We start from the raw sequence: 15,670 nt of genomic DNA on the forward strand, positions 1-15,670 counted from the left end.
TGCGCTTGCCGCTTTTGGGGAAGGCCGCTATACAGTTGGCTTTTAATGACAAACACAGATCCCATACGATTTGCCCATCGGCATCTCCTCGATATCGCGCGGCTGGGTGCCACCGATATCAACCAGATTCTTTCCCTGGCCGAACATTACGCGGTAATCGCCCGCACGCCCGATAAAAAGCGGGACCTGTTGCGCGGCAAGACGCAGATCAATCTCTTTTTTGAAAACTCCACCCGCACCCGCACCTCGTTCGAGCTGGCGGGCAAGCGCCTCGGCGCGGATGTGATCAATATGTCGGTCGGCTCCTCCTCGGTCAAAAAAGGCGAAACCCTGATCGATACGGCGATGACGCTCAACGCCATGCATCCCGATGTGCTGGTGATCCGCCATGGCGATTCGGGCGCGCCGCATCTCCTCGCCCAGAAGGTCGACTGCGCTGTCATCAACGGCGGTGACGGCAGCCATGAGCATCCGACGCAGGCGCTCCTCGATGCGCTCACCATCAAGCGCCGCAAGGGCCGGCTGGAAGGGCTGATCGTCGCCATTTGCGGTGATATCCAGCATAGCCGCGTCGCCCGCTCCAACATTGCGCTGCTGAATATCATGGGGGCGCGGGTGCGCATCGTCGGGCCGACGACGCTGATCCCCTCTAACGCCGCGAAAATGGGCGTCGAGGTCTATAACAAGATGTCGGAGGGGCTGAAGGACGCGGATATCGTCATGATGCTGCGATTGCAGACCGAGCGGATGCAAGGCTCCTTCGTGCCGTCGATCCGCGAATATTTCCATTTCTTCGGCCTCAACAAGGAAAAACTCTCCGTCGCCAAGAAGGACGCGCTGATCATGCATCCGGGACCGATGAACCGGGGCGTCGAAATCGATTCCGAGATTGCCGACGACCTCAATATCAGCGCGATCTCCGAACAAGTGGAGATGGGCGTCGCGGTGCGCATGGCCTGCCTTGATCTCCTGACACGGGAGGCCGCGACATGACGATACAGGCCTTGATCAATGCCCGGCTGCTGGACCCGGCGACCCATACCGACACCCTGGGCGGCGTGCTGATTGAAAAGGGAAAAATCCTCGACTGGGGCGCGCATATCAAGAAGGACGCCCTGCCCGACGGCGCAAAGGTCGAGGATTGCAAGGGCTACTGCCTCTCGCCCGGCCTTGTCGATGCCCATGCCTATCTCTGTGAGCCGGGCAAGGAACATCGCGAAACCATGGCAACCGCCGGAATGGCCGCGGCGGCGGGCGGGGTGACAACCATCAACGCCTTTCCCGCGACCGAGCCGGTGATCGACGATCCGGCCATTGTCGAGATGGTGATGCGGCGCGCGAAAAACACCTGCGCCGTTAATGTCTGTATCACCGGCGCGCTGACCAAGGGATTGCAGGGCGCGGAAATGGCAGAATTCGGCCTTCTCGCCGAGGCGGGCGCCGTCGCCTTCAGTGACGGGCAGTTCGCGATTGAAAACATCAACCTGATGCGCCGGGCGCTTGCCTATTCCTGCATGTTCGAACGGCCGGTGATCGTCCATGCGGAGGATCCGGGCCTGGCGGCGGGCGGGGTGATGACCGGCGGGCGCACCGCGACTTTCATGGGGCTCAAATCCGTTCCGACCTGCGCCGAGGCGATCCTGGTGGAGCGGGACATCCGGCTGGTGAAAATGACCGGCGCGCGCTGGCACGCTGCGCATCTCAGCACGAAAGACGCCCTCGATACCATGCGCCGGGCGAAAAACGACGGACTCAACGTCACCGCCGGCACCGCGCCGCATTATCATGCCTTGAACGATCTGGAGCTTGGCGAATACCGCACCTTCGCCCGCGTCTCCCCGCCGCTTCGCGAAGAAGACGAGCGCCTCGCCGTGATCGAGGGGATCAAGGATGGCACCATCGATATCATCTCGTCCCAGCATCTGCCGCAAAGCGCCGACAGCAAGCGCGTGCCCTTTGCCCAGGCCAAGCCCGGCGTGATCGGGCTCGAGACCATGCTGCCGGTCAGCCTGCGGCTCTATCACAACGGCGATGTCGATCTGCTGCGCCTGCTCTATACGATGACGGTCGCACCGGCGAAACTGCTCGGCCTTGAGGCGGGCGCGCTCAAAAAAGGCGCGGCGGCGGATCTCACCCTTTTCGATACCGAGAAACCCTGGCAGGTGGACGGTGACCGGCTCCTGTCGAAGTCAAAGAACACGGCCTTCGACGGTCATCTGTTGCAGGGGCTCGTGGTCAAGACCTTTGTCCGCGGCAAAGCCGTTTTCGAACGATAGGAGGCAGCGACATGCCCGACCCCCTTGGTGATATCAGCTATACCTGGCCCTTCTACGCCGCCGCCGTCATCGGCTATCTCGTCGGATCGATCCCGTTTGGATTAGTGCTCACGAAGTTGGCCGGGCTCGGCGATGTGCGGAAAATCGGCTCGGGCAATATCGGCGCGACCAATGTGCTCCGGACCGGCAACAAGGGCCTTGCGCTGGCAACGCTCCTGCTCGATGGCGGCAAGGGGGCGATTGTCGTCATCCTCGCCAATATGTTTTTCACGCAGGATTACGCGGTGATGGCGGGCGGTGGCGCCTTTCTCGGCCATCTCTTTCCCGTCTGGCTGAAATTCAAGGGCGGCAAGGGCGTCGCGACCTTTATCGGCGTGATGCTGGCGATCAGCTGGCCCGCGGGGCTTGGCGTCGCGCTCACCTGGCTGCTGACCGCGCTGATCTTCCGGATTTCCTCTCTCGCCGCGCTGGTCAGCGCCGCGCTCGCGCCCGTCTATCTCTATCTCCTGCAGATATACTCCCCCTTTGGCGACACCTATTACGGCGATACCCAGCGCATCGAGTTCGCAACCCTGATGGCGATCCTCATTTATCTCCGTCACCGGCAGAATATCGCCCGCCTTCTCAAGGGTGAGGAACCCCGCATCGGCAAAAAGAAATCCTGATTTCCGGTTGAATTGAATTCCCATTCCACTTACCTATAAGAGAGGTTGGGATCGGGAATTATCGATGAAATCCGCAACGCCGCAAATCACGGACGCCAATGTTCGCCGGCTGCAGCAATTGCAGGACGCGGTCGATAGCGCTTTTTCCACCCACGTCAGCCGCCACAAGGCGGAGATTGAGCGGCATCACGCGTATTTCCGGGAGAATTTTCCCCTGCTCGGCCTCGATCTTCGCGCCGGGGACGGCGATGCGGCGGTCGAGGAACAGGAACAGGAACAGGAACAGGATCCCGTACCGACGACGAGCGATGAGATAACGGAAGAAGCGACAGCAATGACGGCGGATCAGGAAAACGAGGACCCGATGCCGGAAGGCGATCCTTCCGCGCCGGCACCGGCCACCGGGGAAACTCCCGCAATCAACTGGCGTCAGCTGCGGCGGGAACTGCCAAGGCGCGGTCTCCGGCGGCGGCATGGCACGCCCCGCCGTCAAACAGTCGCAGCCAAGAGCAGCCCCGCCGCACCGCCGGAGCCCCCTGCGGCGCGCCCCGTTGCTCCGCCCCCCACCGGGCCCGACACGGAGGAAGAGAATCGGGTGCTCGATGAAATCGCAAAATTCGAAGCCATGCTCGCGGCCAGAAAGCCACCCGCCGAGGCACAGGAGCCACCGCAATCCGCGCCGGAGCCTGTGACGGATGGGGCGGCCGCGACGCCGCCGCCTCGCCGTTTCTCATTCGGGAGCCTCTTCGATCTCGCGCCGCGCTTTCGCGATGCCCAGGCAAAGGATGGCGGCGACAGGGAGGGCTGACCCGGCCATAACGCGCATAACATCCAGCAGAATTCAATTGACGCGTTTCGCCATCTCCTGTCATCTTCGCGCGATGGAAAATATTCGCGAACTGTCAAAGGGCGAACGGCTGGACTGGCTGCGGCTGATCCGCTCGGAAAATGTCGGACCGGTGACGTTTTTCCAGCTGATCGCCCGCTTCGGGACGGCGGCGAAGGCGCTCGACGCGCTGCCCGAGCTTGCGCGACGCGGCGGCCGCAAGAAGCCGATCCGCCTCCATCCCGCCGGTCAGGCCGCCCGCGAGCTGGAGACGCTGGAGCTGTTCGGCGGACGCATGGTCGCGGCCTGCGAGCCCGACTATCCGGCGGCACTCCGCATGATTGCCGATCCGCCGCCGGTCCTGTCCCTCCGTGGCCATGCCCAGCTGTTGAACCGGGACATCCTCGCCATCGTCGGCGCACGCAATGCCTCCGCCGTTGCGATCCGCCTGACCCGCCAGATCGCCGAGGGGGTCTCACGCGAAAACATCGTCATTGCCTCCGGCCTCGCCCGCGGGATCGACACGGCGGCGCATGTGGCCTCGCTGGCGGGCGGGACCATCGGTGTTGTCGGCGGCGGGCTCGACTATCCCTATCCGAAAGAAAACCAGCCGCTGCAGGAAGAAATCTACGGGCGCGGCTGCGTGATCGCCGAACAGCCCCTCGGCACGGTGCCGCAGGCCCGCCATTTTCCGCGCCGCAACCGGATCATTTCGGGCCTCGCGCTTGGCGTGCTGGTGGTCGAGGCCTCGCCGCGCTCAGGCTCGCTGATCACCGCGCGCATGGCGCTCGAGCAGGGGCGCGATGTCTTCGCGGTGCCCGGATCGCCGATGGATCCGCGCGCCAAGGGCACCAACAACCTGATCCGCAACGGCGCGGCACTGATCGAAAGCGCGGAGGATATCATCTCGGCCCTCGAAAGCATCCGCCGCCGCCCCTTGCGCGAGCCGGAGCAACCGCTCCACCCCCTCTTCGATCCCGCGCAACCGGCGGAACAGGAGCTGGACCGGACACGGCCCGACGTTATCTCCTATCTCAGTCCCACGCCCATCGAAATCGACGAGATTATCCGTCTCACCGGGCAGCCGCCTTCCGTCATTTTAACGATTTTACTTGAACTGGAACTGGCAGGCAGAATAGAACGCCATTTCGGAAACAGGGTTTCCATCGCCCCCTAGCGTCTCTATATAACACGGGATAATGCGAAAAAACGGCCCTCAAAACATAGGAAGCCTGCGGTATTGATATGAATGTTGTCGTCGTCGAATCTCCTGCAAAAGCCAAGACCATTAACAAGTATCTGGGCAAGGACTATACGGTTCTGGCGTCCTACGGGCATATCCGCGACCTGCCATCGAAGGACGGATCGGTCGAACCGGACCAGGATTTCGCCATGCATTATCAGAATGATGCGAAGTCGGCGAAGCATATAAAGGCCATCGCCGACGCCCTGCAAGGTGCCGAAAACCTCTATCTCGCCACTGACCCGGATCGCGAAGGGGAAGCCATCGCCTGGCATGTGCTGAAGGTGATGGAGGAGAAGAAAAAGCTCAAAGGCGCGAAGGTGAGCCGCGTCGTCTTCAACGAGATTACCAAGCGCGCGGTGCTGGAGGGAATCGCCCATCCGCGCGAGCTGGACATGAACCTCGTCAATGCGCAGCAGGCCCGCCGCGCCCTCGATTATCTCGTCGGCTTTACCCTGTCGCCGGTTCTCTGGCGCAAATTGCCGGGCGCGAAATCGGCCGGCCGCGTGCAATCGGTGGCGCTCCGCCTCATCTGCGAGCGCGAACTCGAGATCGACGCCTTTACGGCGGAGGAATACTGGACGATCGATGCGGATTTCCTGACCGACAAGAAGGACAAGATCACCGCGCGCCTGACGCATCTTGCGAACAAGAAGCTCGATAAATTCGACCTTCCCAACGCGGAAACGGCAAAAGCGGCCGCGGAGAAAGTCCGCGCCGGATCCTTTTCCATCGCCGATGTCACGCAGAAACCGGCAAAGCGCAACCCCTCCCCGCCCTTCACGACCTCAACCCTGCAGCAGGAAGCCTCCCGCAAGCTGGGATTCGGGGCGAAGCGGACGATGATGGTCGCGCAAAAGCTGTATGAAGGCTTCAACCTCGGCGGCGAGACACAGGGCCTGATCACCTATATGCGGACCGACGGTGTCAGCCTGGCGATGGAGGCGATGCACAGCGCCCGCGACGTGATCGCGAGCGAGTATGGCAAGGAATATGTGCCGGAGAAGCCGCGCTTTTACAAATCGAAATCCAAGAACGCGCAGGAGGCCCATGAGGCCATCCGCCCGACGGATCTGTCGCGCACCCCGGCGATGGTCGCGAAATATCTCGATTCAGAGCATCTGCGCCTTTATGAGCTGATCTGGAAGCGGACGATCGCCAGCCAGATGGAAAGCGCGCAGCTCGAACGCACGACCATCGATTTCAGCGATGGCGAGGGCCAGATTTTACGCGCGACCGGCAGTGTCGTCCGCTTTCCGGGCTTCCTCAAGCTCTACGAGGAAGGCCGCGACGATGTATCGGATGACGAGAACGGCAATCGCCTGCCCGCCGTCAAGGCCGGGGAAAATGTCGCGACGGACAAGGTCCGCGAGGACCAGCATTTCACCGAGCCGCCGCCCCGCTATTCGGAAGCGAGCCTGGTGAAAAAGCTGGAAGAGCTCGGCATCGGCCGCCCCTCCACCTATGCCTCCATTATCTCGGTTCTGCAGGACCGCGACTATGTGAAGATCGAGCAGAAACGCTTTATCCCCGAGGATAAGGGACAGCTCGTCACCGCCTTTCTGTCCTCCTTCTTCACGCGCTATGTGGAATATGATTTCACGGCGCAGCTGGAAGAAAAGCTCGACGATATCACGGCGGCGAAAATTGATTGGAAACAGGTGCTGCGCGACTTCTGGTTTGACTTTAACACATTGGTCGAAGGCACGGCGGAACTTCGTGTTTCCGACGTTCTGGAGGAGCTCAACCGGGTTCTCGCGCCGCATATCTTTCCGCCGACCGAGGATGGAAAAGACCCGCGCGCCTGCCCGAAATGCGACGACGGGCGACTTAGCCTCAAGACCGGGCGTTTCGGCGCCTTTATCGGCTGCTCCAACTATCCCAACTGCCGCTTCACGCGCAAACTCGGCGAGAGCGAGGATGAGGCCGGCGATACAACGGATGAAGGCCCGAAGGAACTCGGCCAGGATCCGGAGAGCGGCCTGATGATCACGCTGCGGCGGGGTCCCTACGGCCCCTATCTGCAACTTGGCGAGCCCGAGCCGAAGAAGAAGCCAAAGCGTGTCTCCATTCCGAAAGACATCCCGCTCGAAAGCCTCGATTTCGATCTGGCGGTCCAGCTGATCGGCCTGCCGCGCGAGATCGGCCCGCATCCCGAGACCGGCTCGATGATCACCGCCGGGCTTGGCCGCTATGGCCCCTATGTGGAGAGCGACCGGAAATACGGCAAGCTTACGAACAGCATGGAAGTGCTGACGGTCGGCATGAACCGCGCGGTCGAGCTTCTGGCCGAGGCGAAAGGCCGCGGCGGCGGCAGTGGCGGGCGCGGCGCGGCACCCCTTCGCGTCGTCGGTCCGCATCCGGCGGACGGTGCCGATATCAATGTGAAGGACGGTCGCTACGGCGCCTATGTCACCCATGGCGGCATCAATGCGACGATCCCGAAGGGTTCCGATCCGATGACCATCACACTGGAGGATGCGGTCAAGCTGCTGGCCGAGCGCGCCGAGAAGAGCGGCAAGAAACCGAAGCTCGCGAAAAAGGCGGCAAAGGCAAAACCGGCGGCGAAGAAGAAGCCCGCATCGAAAAAACCGGCGGCGGCGGCGGAATGAGTCGCCCCCTCTTGACAGAAAACGGGATATTTTGAGCCCCAAATCTTCGAAACAGGATCATCTGCCAACCAAGGAGCAGGTCCGCAGCTTTATCGATGAAAGCGAAACCCCCGTCGGCAAGCGGGAGATCGCCCGCGCCTTCAATATCAAGGGCGCGGACCGGATCTATCTCAAAAAGCTGCTGAAGGAGCTTGTCGACGAAGGTCATCTCGAAAAAGGCCGCAAGCGTGAGCTGGCCCCGGCCGGGGCGCTGCCCGCCGTCGCGGTGATCGAGGTTGAGCGGCTGGACAAGGGCGGTGAACCCGTCGCCCGTCCCGTCAGCTGGCAGGAAGACGGCAAGCCGCCCCTCATCTACATTGTCCCGCAGGGCCGCGCGCGCAGCTCGGCGCCGGGGGTCGGCGACCGCCTGCTCGCCCGTCTCGCACGGCAGAAGGACGGTACCTACGAGGCGCGCGTCATCCGCCATCTCGAAGCCGCCGCCGGACCGGTCCTCGGCGTCTATTCGAAGGTCGGCAAGGATGGCCGCGTGCAGCCGACCAACCGCAAGCTCAAGAAGGAAGTCATTGTCCGCGCGGAAAATTCGATGGGCGCGCAAACCGGCGAAGTGGTGCTCTGCGACATCCTCCCCGGCAAGGCCTTCGCGCTGCCCGAGGGACGGGTGACCCAGCGTATCGGCCCGATGGGGGACGCCGCGTCGCTCAGCCTGATTGCAATCCATGCCCATGGCATCCCGGATGTCTTCGATGACGCCGCCATCAAGGAGGCGCTGGCGGCAAAGCCGGTCTCCCTCGGTAAACGCACGGACTTGCGCGGCCTGCCGCTGATCACCATCGACCCCGCCGACGCCCGCGACCGCGACGATGCGGTCTGGGCCGCGCCGGATGACGATCCAAACAACGAGGGCGGCTGGCAGGCCATCGTCGCCATCGCCGACGTCGCCCATTATGTGACCCATGGCTCCGCCCTCGACAAGGCGGCCCGGTTGCGCGGCAACAGCGTCTATTTCCCGGACCGCGTGGTGCCGATGCTGCCGCATGAACTCTCCAGCGATCTTTGTTCCCTGCATGAGAATGTCGACCGGCCGGTGATGGCGGTGCGGATGTGGTTCGATGCGGAGGGCAACAAGCTCCGCCATACATTCATGCGCGCCCTGATGCGCTCCGTCGCCTCCCTCACCTACCGGCAGGCCCAGAACGCCCATGACGGTGAAACCGACGACAAGACGGACATGCTCCGCGACGACGTCATCGAACCGCTGTTCTCCGCCTATGCCGCGCTTAAAAAGGCGCGCAAGAAGCGCCAGCCGCTCGATCTTGACCTGCCCGAGCGGCAGATCGAGTTTGGCGAGGACGGCTTCATCAAGGCGGTGCACAAGCGCGAGCGGTTCGAGGCGCATATGCTGATCGAGGAATTCATGATCCAGGCCAATGTCTCGGCGGCGGAAACGCTGGTGAAGCTGAAGCGGCCCTGCATGTTCCGCGTCCATGAACCGCCCACCGCCGACAAGATGCTGGGCCTGCATGAGACGCTCGGCGAGATGAATATCCGCTTCGCCAAGGGGCAGGTCGTCACCACGGCGAGCCTCAATCGCGTTCTTGAGCAGGCGGACAGCGAAATCGACCGCGAGCTGGTCAGTTCCCTGATCCTGCGCAGCCAGTCACAGGCCGTCTACAGCCCGGACAATCTGCATCACTTCGGCCTGCATCTGCAGAATTATGCGCATTTCACCTCCCCCATCCGGCGCTATGCGGACCTGCTGGTGCACCGCAGCCTGATCGCCGCCCTCAAGCTCGGCGATGGCGGCCTCAAGGACGAGGAGGCCGTTGAATTCGAGGAGATCGGCACCGATATCTCCGCCAGCGAGCGCCGCGCCATGGTGGCGGAGCGCGAGACGACGGATCGCTTCACCGCCGTCTTCCTCGCCAACAAGGTCGGGGAGATTTTCCAGGCGAAGGTCTCCGGCGTCACCCGGGCGGGGCTGTTCCTGACCCTTGACGACAGTGGCGCCGACGCCCTCGCCCCGATTTCCACCCTCGGCAATGACTTTTTCAACTTTGACCCTGAAAAGCATATGCTGATCGGCAAGCGGACGGGGGAGGTTTTCCGCCTTGCCGACCGCCTCGCCGTGCGCCTGCGCGAGGTCGATATCGTGACAGGCAGCATGATCGTCGAGGTGGAGGACGGCCGCCCCGGAACAGCCGCGAGGACCCGCCGCCCGCAACCGGGGCGCAAACAGACGTCCCCCGGCAAGGTGCCCCTCAAGGCCGCCAAAAAGAAGAAGCGGACAACCCCCAAGGGCAAGAAACGCGCAACTCGGCGGCAGGAAAAGCGCTGATACTGGCACACGCAGGAAACAGCGAAATTGTTTTCTTGTCATTCCTCTACCACTTGGGATAGAGTTCGCCCTCGCGTCCTATGAAGAGCCAATCGCGAAATTTTGTGACGGAACTGGAACATGACCTGGCAGCCGCCCGAAACCTTCGAGGAAAAACTAAAACGCAAGTTTATCCCGCCGCAGCTCTATATGATATACAGGGTCGGCAAAGAGATGCGGATCGGCGAAAAGGAAATCAAGCTGCTTCCGTTTCTGGTCGACAGAAACAAGGCCGCCGTCGATGTCGGCGCCCATAAAGGTGTCTGGTCCTATCAGCTGTCGAAAGTCTGCGCCGAGGTGTACGCCTTTGAGCCAAATCCGAAACTTTATCCCGTTCTGGAACAGAATATTAAGGGCCGGGCAAATCCGCGAAATATTGCGCTGTCGAATTTCACTGGCACGGCGGAATTGCGAATTCCACGAGGCCGGAAAGGCTTCTCCAACCAGGGTGGTTCGTTGAGTGAAGTGAAGGTGTCGGCAAACTATAAAAGCGTCGAGGTGGGCGCGGAAAAGCTTGATAATCTTGGAATTCAGAATATCGGTTTCATGAAGGTTGATGTCGAGGGACATGAACTCGCCGTTCTGGAAGGCGCGCGGGAAACTCTCGCACGGGACAAACCCGTGATGATCGTCGAGATGGAAGAAGCTCATGCCAAAAGGCCGATCGAGGAACTGACTTCAGCGGTGGAAGCTTACGGATACGACGCTTTCGCGATGAAGAACGGCATACTGACACGATTTTGGAACATTGATATGGAGAAACATCACCGTCACGCGAAAAAAAGGGACGATTATATCTTCAACTTCGTTTTCCTGCCGTCGAAAGTTACTCGATAAGTCCGACTGACATCTGCGGCAGAGTGTCGCAAAGCCCTTTTCATCATATAAATCAGGCTTATGTGATGCTAATATTCATCGCATCAGTTTGGAAGAAGCAGGGTTTAAATGGAAATTGCAGCAGCCCCCAGATCAGTATGGCAGGCCATGATGAATGGTCTTCGCCAGCGTTGCCCGGATTGCGGCAAGGGTCAGGTTTTCGGAAAATATATCAAGGTGAACCACACCTGCGATCATTGCGGACTGGAGCTGCATCACCAGCGCGCGGATGACGCGCCGCCCTATTTCACCATGCTGATCGTCCTTCATTTCGTGCTCTCCGGCATGCTCACGGTCGAGCAGGCCTACAGCCCCGCCACCTGGGTGCAACTGACGATCTGGCTGCCGGTCTCGCTGATCTCGGCGCTCTGGCTGCTGCCCCGGGTCAAGGGGGCGCTCATCGGTATCCAGTGGGCCCGCCAGATGCATGGCTTCGGGGGCGATTTCACGTAAACTGACTGGACTTGCCCGCCCTGCAAGTGCATAGTTGGACGAAAAATGGAAGTCCAACGATCATGAGTACTGAAAGAAAAAGAGCCGTCGCGGAAAGTCGAACCGACGGCAGCAAAGCCCCCCGCCCGAAAGACGCCGCAACCCTCATCCTTTATCGGCAAAGCAGCAAGAACATCGAAATTCTGATGGGAGAGCGGAGCGGACGGCACAGCTTCATGCCCAACACCTATGTGTTTCCGGGCGGTCGCGTCGATGCCAGCGACAGCCGCATCCCCCCGGCCGAGGACCTGCGCGAGGATGTGATGATGCGCCTGCTGCGCGGCGGCTGCACGCCGGCCCGCGCCCGCGCGCTCGCCATCGCCGCCATTCGTGAAACCTTCGAGGAAACCGGGCTGCGCCTTGCGGGCAACTATTCACGGCCACGAAAATCCCGTGTCTCCGTCTGGAATGAGTTCGGAACGGAAACCTGCGGCCCGGACCTCTCGAAGCTCGATTATATCGCCCGCGCCGTGACCCCGCCCTCGCGCAAGAAACGCTTCAATACGCGGTTTTTTGTTGCCGACGCCGAAACCCTGGAAGGGGAAATCAAAGGCTCCGGTGAATTGCTCGATCTGCGCTGGGTCACCATCAAGGACGCGCTCAACCTGAATATTCCCGTCATTACAGAGAATATCCTCGGCTATGCGGAAAAATTCCTGAACGACCGCCCGCCGCAGGACCCGAAGGTGCCCGTTCCCATGTTCATGATGCGCCATGGCAAACGAATTTACGGGGAAGAATGACAAATTTTACCCGCCAACTGCAGCCGGTTAAGCCCCGGCATGCCGCCAGCCTTGTCATCTATGAACAGCGCGCCGATGATCTCTATGTCCTGATGGGCCGTCGATCAAAGGCCCACAGGTTCCTGCCGGATGTTTATGTTTTTCCGGGGGGCCGCGTGGACCGCGCCGATGCGGCGGTAACGCCACTTGCCCCGCTTGCGCCGGATATCGAGAAAATGCTTTCCCAGCCCGCGGGCATGGCCCATGCGGTCGCAACGGCGGCCGTGCGCGAAACCCATGAGGAAACCGGCCTGATCATTGGTGATCTTCAGGGCGATCAACTCGTGCCGGACCTATCACAGCTAGATTTTATTGCCCGCGCCATCACGCCACCAAAAAGTCCCATTCGTTTCAATACGCGTTTTCTCACCGTTGATGCCAAGCATATAACCGGCGGCGACCTTGGCGGCTCGGGCGAATTAATCGATTTGCACTGGATTCCGTTGTCTGAAACCCATCGTGTCCCGTTGATCGATGTGACGGAGTTCGTCCTTGATGAGATCGACCGGAAAATCAAGCGGGCCGCAGCGCCTCTGCCTCGCCAGTCCGGCAACGTTCCTGTCTTCACTTATTACAAGGGCAGGCCTTTCATCCGCAATCACGACAATGGCTGACGCCGCGCTGGTGGATAACCGGCGCGCCCTGATTGCCGTGATTGCCGCTGTGACGGCCATGGCGGTCTCCCTTAGTCTTTCAATCCCCCTCGTTTCCCTCCTGATGGAGAAGCGGGGCTATGGCAGCGACGTTATCGGCCTCATGGGCGCCCTTCCCGCCCTCTCCTTTCTCCTGGCCTCTCCGGTCGTGCCGGCCTGTACGCGTGTTGTCGGGTCGGGCAAAATGCTGTGGGGTTCGTTGATACTTGCGGCACTGTCCATCTGGGCACTGTCCTGGTCGGATAATATCTATTTCTGGTTCTTCCTGCGGCTGATGATCGGCCTGTCGATGGCCGTCCTATTCCTGATCAGCGAAACCTGGCTGAACAAAATCGCTCGCGAGAAAACCCGCGGCCGGACGATTGCGATCTATATCTCCTCCATGACTTGCGGCTTCGCCTTTGGTCCGGTGCTGATCAACTTCCTCGGCGCCGAGGGGAGCCTGCCGTTCATCGTCTCCAGCCTGATTGTCATGAGTGCTGGCTTCGCCTTTCTGATCGTCGGCGACCGATTCCCCGACCTTGGCGAGAAGAGCAGCTATTCCATTTTTTCCTTCATAAAGATCGCCCCGATGATCAGCGCCGCGACCCTCCTCGTTGCCTTCTTTGATGGCTCCGTTCTAACGCTCCTTCCGGTATATGGCGTCAAGAATGGACAGGCGCTGGAAATGGCGGTGCTGATGACAAGCGCCCTGCTCGCCGGGAACATCCTGCTACAGCTACCCATCGGCTGGCTGGCGGACCGGTTTGACCGGACCAAGGTGATTCTCGGCTGTGGTATCGTCGGGGTGCTTGGCGCACTGATCCTGCCCTTCGTCGTACTGGAGCCTTATCTCCTGTGGCCGCTCCTTGTTATCTGGGGCGGCGGGGTTGTTGGTACCTATACCATTGCCCTTGTCGTGATGGGTCAGGTCTTCAAGGGCGGCGATCTGATCACGGCGACGGCAGCAGTCGGCATGCTCTGGGGGCTTGGCAGCCTGTTCGGACCGGTTTTGGCCGGCGTGGCGATGGAGGTCGTTAAACCCCATGGCATGCCCCTGACATTCGCCGCGGCGTGCCTATTGTTCGTGCTGGTGGCCGCCAGTCACCTGCGCCGATCTCGCAAAGCCTAAAAAAAGCGAATTTTCCAAGCATCCGCTTGACTTCGCGGAATAAATCCGTATTTTCCGGGCTTCGATCATTATTTTTGCCCGCGCTGACGCGGGAACGACTGGAGTTTCGGACATGGCTAAGCCGACAACATTGAAAATCAGGCTGGTAAGCACTGCGGACACGGGGTTCTTCTACGTGACGAAGAAAAACCCGCGCACATTGACGGAAAAAATGGTCGTACGCAAATATGATCCCGTTGCGCGCAAGCATGTGGAATTCAAGGAAGCCAAGATCAAATAGCCTCTGCAGGCTGTAAAGAAATCAGGCCGCTTTTCAGCGGCCTTTTTTATTGGAAATTCAGGTCGGGTTCTAGCGCGCGGCAACGCCTTGCGCTTTTTCGAAAACCTCGACATTGGCGGGCGCGGCGACAACCCGGTTCCGCCCGTCGCGCTTCGCCTTGTACAGCGCCTCGTCCGCCCGCTTGAGGAGGCTTTCGGAATCTTCCTTCTCCCGCGATACCGTGACACCGATGGAGCAGGTGAGATCGAGAACAACCCCTCCGTTGCTGGCCGAGAATTGTTTCTCCGCGATCTGCCGGCGCAGGCGTTCCGCGACGCCGGAGGCGACCGATAGATCGGTATCGGGCATGACGACAACGAATTCCTCGCCGCCGTAGCGGCAGGCAAGGTCGATTCCCCGCACGCTGGTGCCGATCCGGCAGGAAAATTCCTTGATGACATCATCGCCGACATCATGGCCGTGCGTGTCATTCACATTCTTGAAGAAATCGATATCCATGATCAGCACGCAGACCGGCTTGTAGTCCATTTTCGCGCGCTGCAACATGGCGTCCAGATGGTTCGACATATAGCGACGATTATACAGCCCGGTCAGGCTGTCGGTCACCGCCAGCTCCATGCTGCGGTGGAAATTATGGCGAAGGCGGTCCTGATACTGCTTGCGGAGGATCTGCGTCCGGGTCCGCACGATCAGTTCGTTCGTGTCGATGGGCCGCATGACATAGTCATTGATACCGATATCCATGCCCTTCAGCAGCTTGTCCTTGTCCGATTCATCAACGAGGGTCAGGATCGGCAGTTGCCGCGTCTCCTCGAAGCTCCGGATCTTGGAGCAGAGCCGCAGCGGGTCATAGGTCGCGGAATCGAGGCTGATGACGGCAAGGTCATAATCGCCGCCGCGCAGCAGAACCTGCGCTTCCTCCATGTTCGGCTCCAGCGTGATGTCATAGGTTTCCGCGTAGATTTCCTTCATCATGCGGACGGAATATTCATTATCGTCGATCACCAGGATACGGGCCCGCTGGATCGCCTCCTCCTTGCGGTCGGACATGCTGATGACGCCGAGCTCGGAACTGGTTTCCTCGCGCAGGCGGAATTCATCCATCATCATCTTGAGCCGCAGGAGAGACTTGACGCGCGCAAACAGCGCCAAATCGTCGACCGGCTTGGTGAGAAAGTCATCCGCCCCGGATTCCAGCCCCTGCACGCGGTCGGCCGCTTCACTCAGCGCCGTGACCATGATGACCGGGATATGCGCCGTGCGTTGATCGGCCTTGAGACGGCGGCAGACTTCGAAGCCATCCATCTGCGGCATCATCACATCGAGCAGGATCAGGTCCGGCAGCTGTTCTTCGGCGATTTTAAGCGCATCGGCGCCGTTATAGGCGGTCACTACGTCGTAATACTCGACGGACAATTTTGCCTCGAGAATTTTAACATTCGGAATGACGTCGTCGACGACCAGGATGCGTGCAGACATA

Annotated in this window: 14 protein-coding genes; 13 read left to right on the top strand and 1 reads right to left on the bottom strand. The window is 60.6% G+C overall.

What is annotated here, in order from left to right; translation table 11 throughout:
* The first annotated feature begins 45 nt into the window (after positions 1–45).
* The 13 genes from GQF03_RS04395 (at position 46) to rpmG (ending at position 14,190) form a co-directional block, all read left to right on the top strand.
* Positions 46–993 (top strand): aspartate carbamoyltransferase catalytic subunit, encoded by a 948-nt coding sequence (locus GQF03_RS04395; RefSeq protein WP_161337946.1) that lies wholly within the window; start codon positions 46–48, stop codon positions 991–993.
* The gene (gene pyrC, locus GQF03_RS04400) at positions 990–2,276 is read left to right on the top strand and encodes a dihydroorotase (RefSeq protein WP_161337947.1); all 1,287 of its coding nucleotides are present in this window, start codon (positions 990–992) and stop codon (positions 2,274–2,276) included. Before GQF03_RS04395 ends, pyrC begins: the two co-directional genes overlap by 4 nt.
* Positions 2,277–2,287: 11 nt before the next feature.
* Positions 2,288–2,941 (top strand): glycerol-3-phosphate 1-O-acyltransferase PlsY, encoded by a 654-nt coding sequence (plsY, locus tag GQF03_RS04405; protein ID WP_161337948.1) that lies wholly within the window; start codon positions 2,288–2,290, stop codon positions 2,939–2,941.
* Between the two features lie 64 nt (positions 2,942–3,005).
* Positions 3,006–3,749 (top strand): hypothetical protein, encoded by a 744-nt coding sequence (locus tag GQF03_RS04410; RefSeq protein WP_161337949.1) that lies wholly within the window; start codon positions 3,006–3,008, stop codon positions 3,747–3,749.
* A gap of 37 nt (positions 3,750–3,786) precedes the next feature.
* Complete coding sequence (gene dprA / locus GQF03_RS04415; protein ID WP_206376218.1) at positions 3,787–4,944, top strand: DNA-processing protein DprA; 1,158 nt, start codon at positions 3,787–3,789, stop codon at positions 4,942–4,944.
* Between the two features lie 68 nt (positions 4,945–5,012).
* Positions 5,013–7,622, top strand: coding sequence for a type I DNA topoisomerase (gene topA / locus GQF03_RS04420; RefSeq protein ID WP_161337950.1), 2,610 nt, complete (start codon positions 5,013–5,015; stop codon positions 7,620–7,622).
* A 31-nt stretch (positions 7,623–7,653) separates the two neighbouring features.
* Positions 7,654–9,957, top strand: coding sequence for a ribonuclease R (gene rnr, locus GQF03_RS04425; protein ID WP_206376213.1), 2,304 nt, complete (start codon positions 7,654–7,656; stop codon positions 9,955–9,957).
* Between the two features lie 120 nt (positions 9,958–10,077).
* Entirely contained in the window at positions 10,078–10,833 is a 756-nt protein-coding gene (locus tag GQF03_RS04430) for an FkbM family methyltransferase (RefSeq protein ID WP_161337951.1), read from the top strand.
* A gap of 108 nt (positions 10,834–10,941) precedes the next feature.
* Entirely contained in the window at positions 10,942–11,325 is a 384-nt protein-coding gene (locus GQF03_RS04435; protein WP_161337952.1) for a DUF983 domain-containing protein, read from the top strand.
* 62 nt (positions 11,326–11,387) lie between these two features.
* Complete coding sequence (locus GQF03_RS04440; RefSeq protein ID WP_161337953.1) at positions 11,388–12,107, top strand: NUDIX hydrolase; 720 nt, start codon at positions 11,388–11,390, stop codon at positions 12,105–12,107.
* Positions 12,104–12,760, top strand: coding sequence for an NUDIX hydrolase (locus GQF03_RS04445; protein WP_161337954.1), 657 nt, complete (start codon positions 12,104–12,106; stop codon positions 12,758–12,760). Before GQF03_RS04440 ends, GQF03_RS04445 begins: the two co-directional genes overlap by 4 nt.
* Positions 12,753–13,910 (top strand): MFS transporter, encoded by a 1,158-nt coding sequence (locus GQF03_RS04450; RefSeq protein WP_161337955.1) that lies wholly within the window; start codon positions 12,753–12,755, stop codon positions 13,908–13,910. The genes GQF03_RS04445 and GQF03_RS04450 overlap by 8 nt, the downstream gene beginning before the upstream one ends.
* 112 nt (positions 13,911–14,022) lie before the next feature.
* Positions 14,023–14,190, top strand: a complete 168-nt coding sequence (rpmG, locus tag GQF03_RS04455; protein ID WP_161337956.1) for a 50S ribosomal protein L33 — start codon at positions 14,023–14,025, stop codon at positions 14,188–14,190.
* A gap of 69 nt (positions 14,191–14,259) precedes the next feature.
* Here rpmG and GQF03_RS04460 read toward each other — a convergent pair whose 3' ends face one another.
* A complete protein-coding gene (locus GQF03_RS04460) occupies positions 14,260–15,669 on the bottom strand; it encodes a PleD family two-component system response regulator (RefSeq protein ID WP_161337957.1) in 1,410 nt (469 codons plus the stop codon).
* Between the last annotated feature and the right edge of the window lies 1 nt (position 15,670).

Origin of the sequence: Sneathiella chungangensis (assembly GCF_009882935.1) — a bacterium.
GTDB classification, from domain to species: Bacteria; Pseudomonadota; Alphaproteobacteria; order Sneathiellales; family Sneathiellaceae; genus Sneathiella; species Sneathiella chungangensis.

Bases quoted from the DNA above. Each gene is read 5' to 3' on its own strand.
- GQF03_RS04395 (WP_161337946.1), top strand. From the start codon at position 46: ATGACAAACACAGATCCCATACGATTTGCCCATCGGCATCTCCTCGAT.
- GQF03_RS04445 (WP_161337954.1), top strand. From the start codon at position 12,104: ATGACAAATTTTACCCGCCAACTGCAGCCGGTTAAGCCCCGGCATGCC.
- GQF03_RS04410 (WP_161337949.1), top strand. From the start codon at position 3,006: ATGAAATCCGCAACGCCGCAAATCACGGACGCCAATGTTCGCCGGCTG.
- rpmG (WP_161337956.1), top strand. From the start codon at position 14,023: ATGGCTAAGCCGACAACATTGAAAATCAGGCTGGTAAGCACTGCGGAC.
- topA (WP_161337950.1), top strand. From the start codon at position 5,013: ATGAATGTTGTCGTCGTCGAATCTCCTGCAAAAGCCAAGACCATTAAC.
- plsY (WP_161337948.1), top strand. From the start codon at position 2,288: ATGCCCGACCCCCTTGGTGATATCAGCTATACCTGGCCCTTCTACGCC.
- GQF03_RS04430 (WP_161337951.1), top strand. From the start codon at position 10,078: ATGACCTGGCAGCCGCCCGAAACCTTCGAGGAAAAACTAAAACGCAAG.
- GQF03_RS04440 (WP_161337953.1), top strand. From the start codon at position 11,388: ATGAGTACTGAAAGAAAAAGAGCCGTCGCGGAAAGTCGAACCGACGGC.
- GQF03_RS04460 (WP_161337957.1), bottom strand. From the start codon at position 15,669: ATGTCTGCACGCATCCTGGTCGTCGACGACGTCATTCCGAATGTTAAA.
- GQF03_RS04435 (WP_161337952.1), top strand. From the start codon at position 10,942: ATGGAAATTGCAGCAGCCCCCAGATCAGTATGGCAGGCCATGATGAAT.
- pyrC (WP_161337947.1), top strand. From the start codon at position 990: ATGACGATACAGGCCTTGATCAATGCCCGGCTGCTGGACCCGGCGACC.
- GQF03_RS04450 (WP_161337955.1), top strand. From the start codon at position 12,753: ATGGCTGACGCCGCGCTGGTGGATAACCGGCGCGCCCTGATTGCCGTG.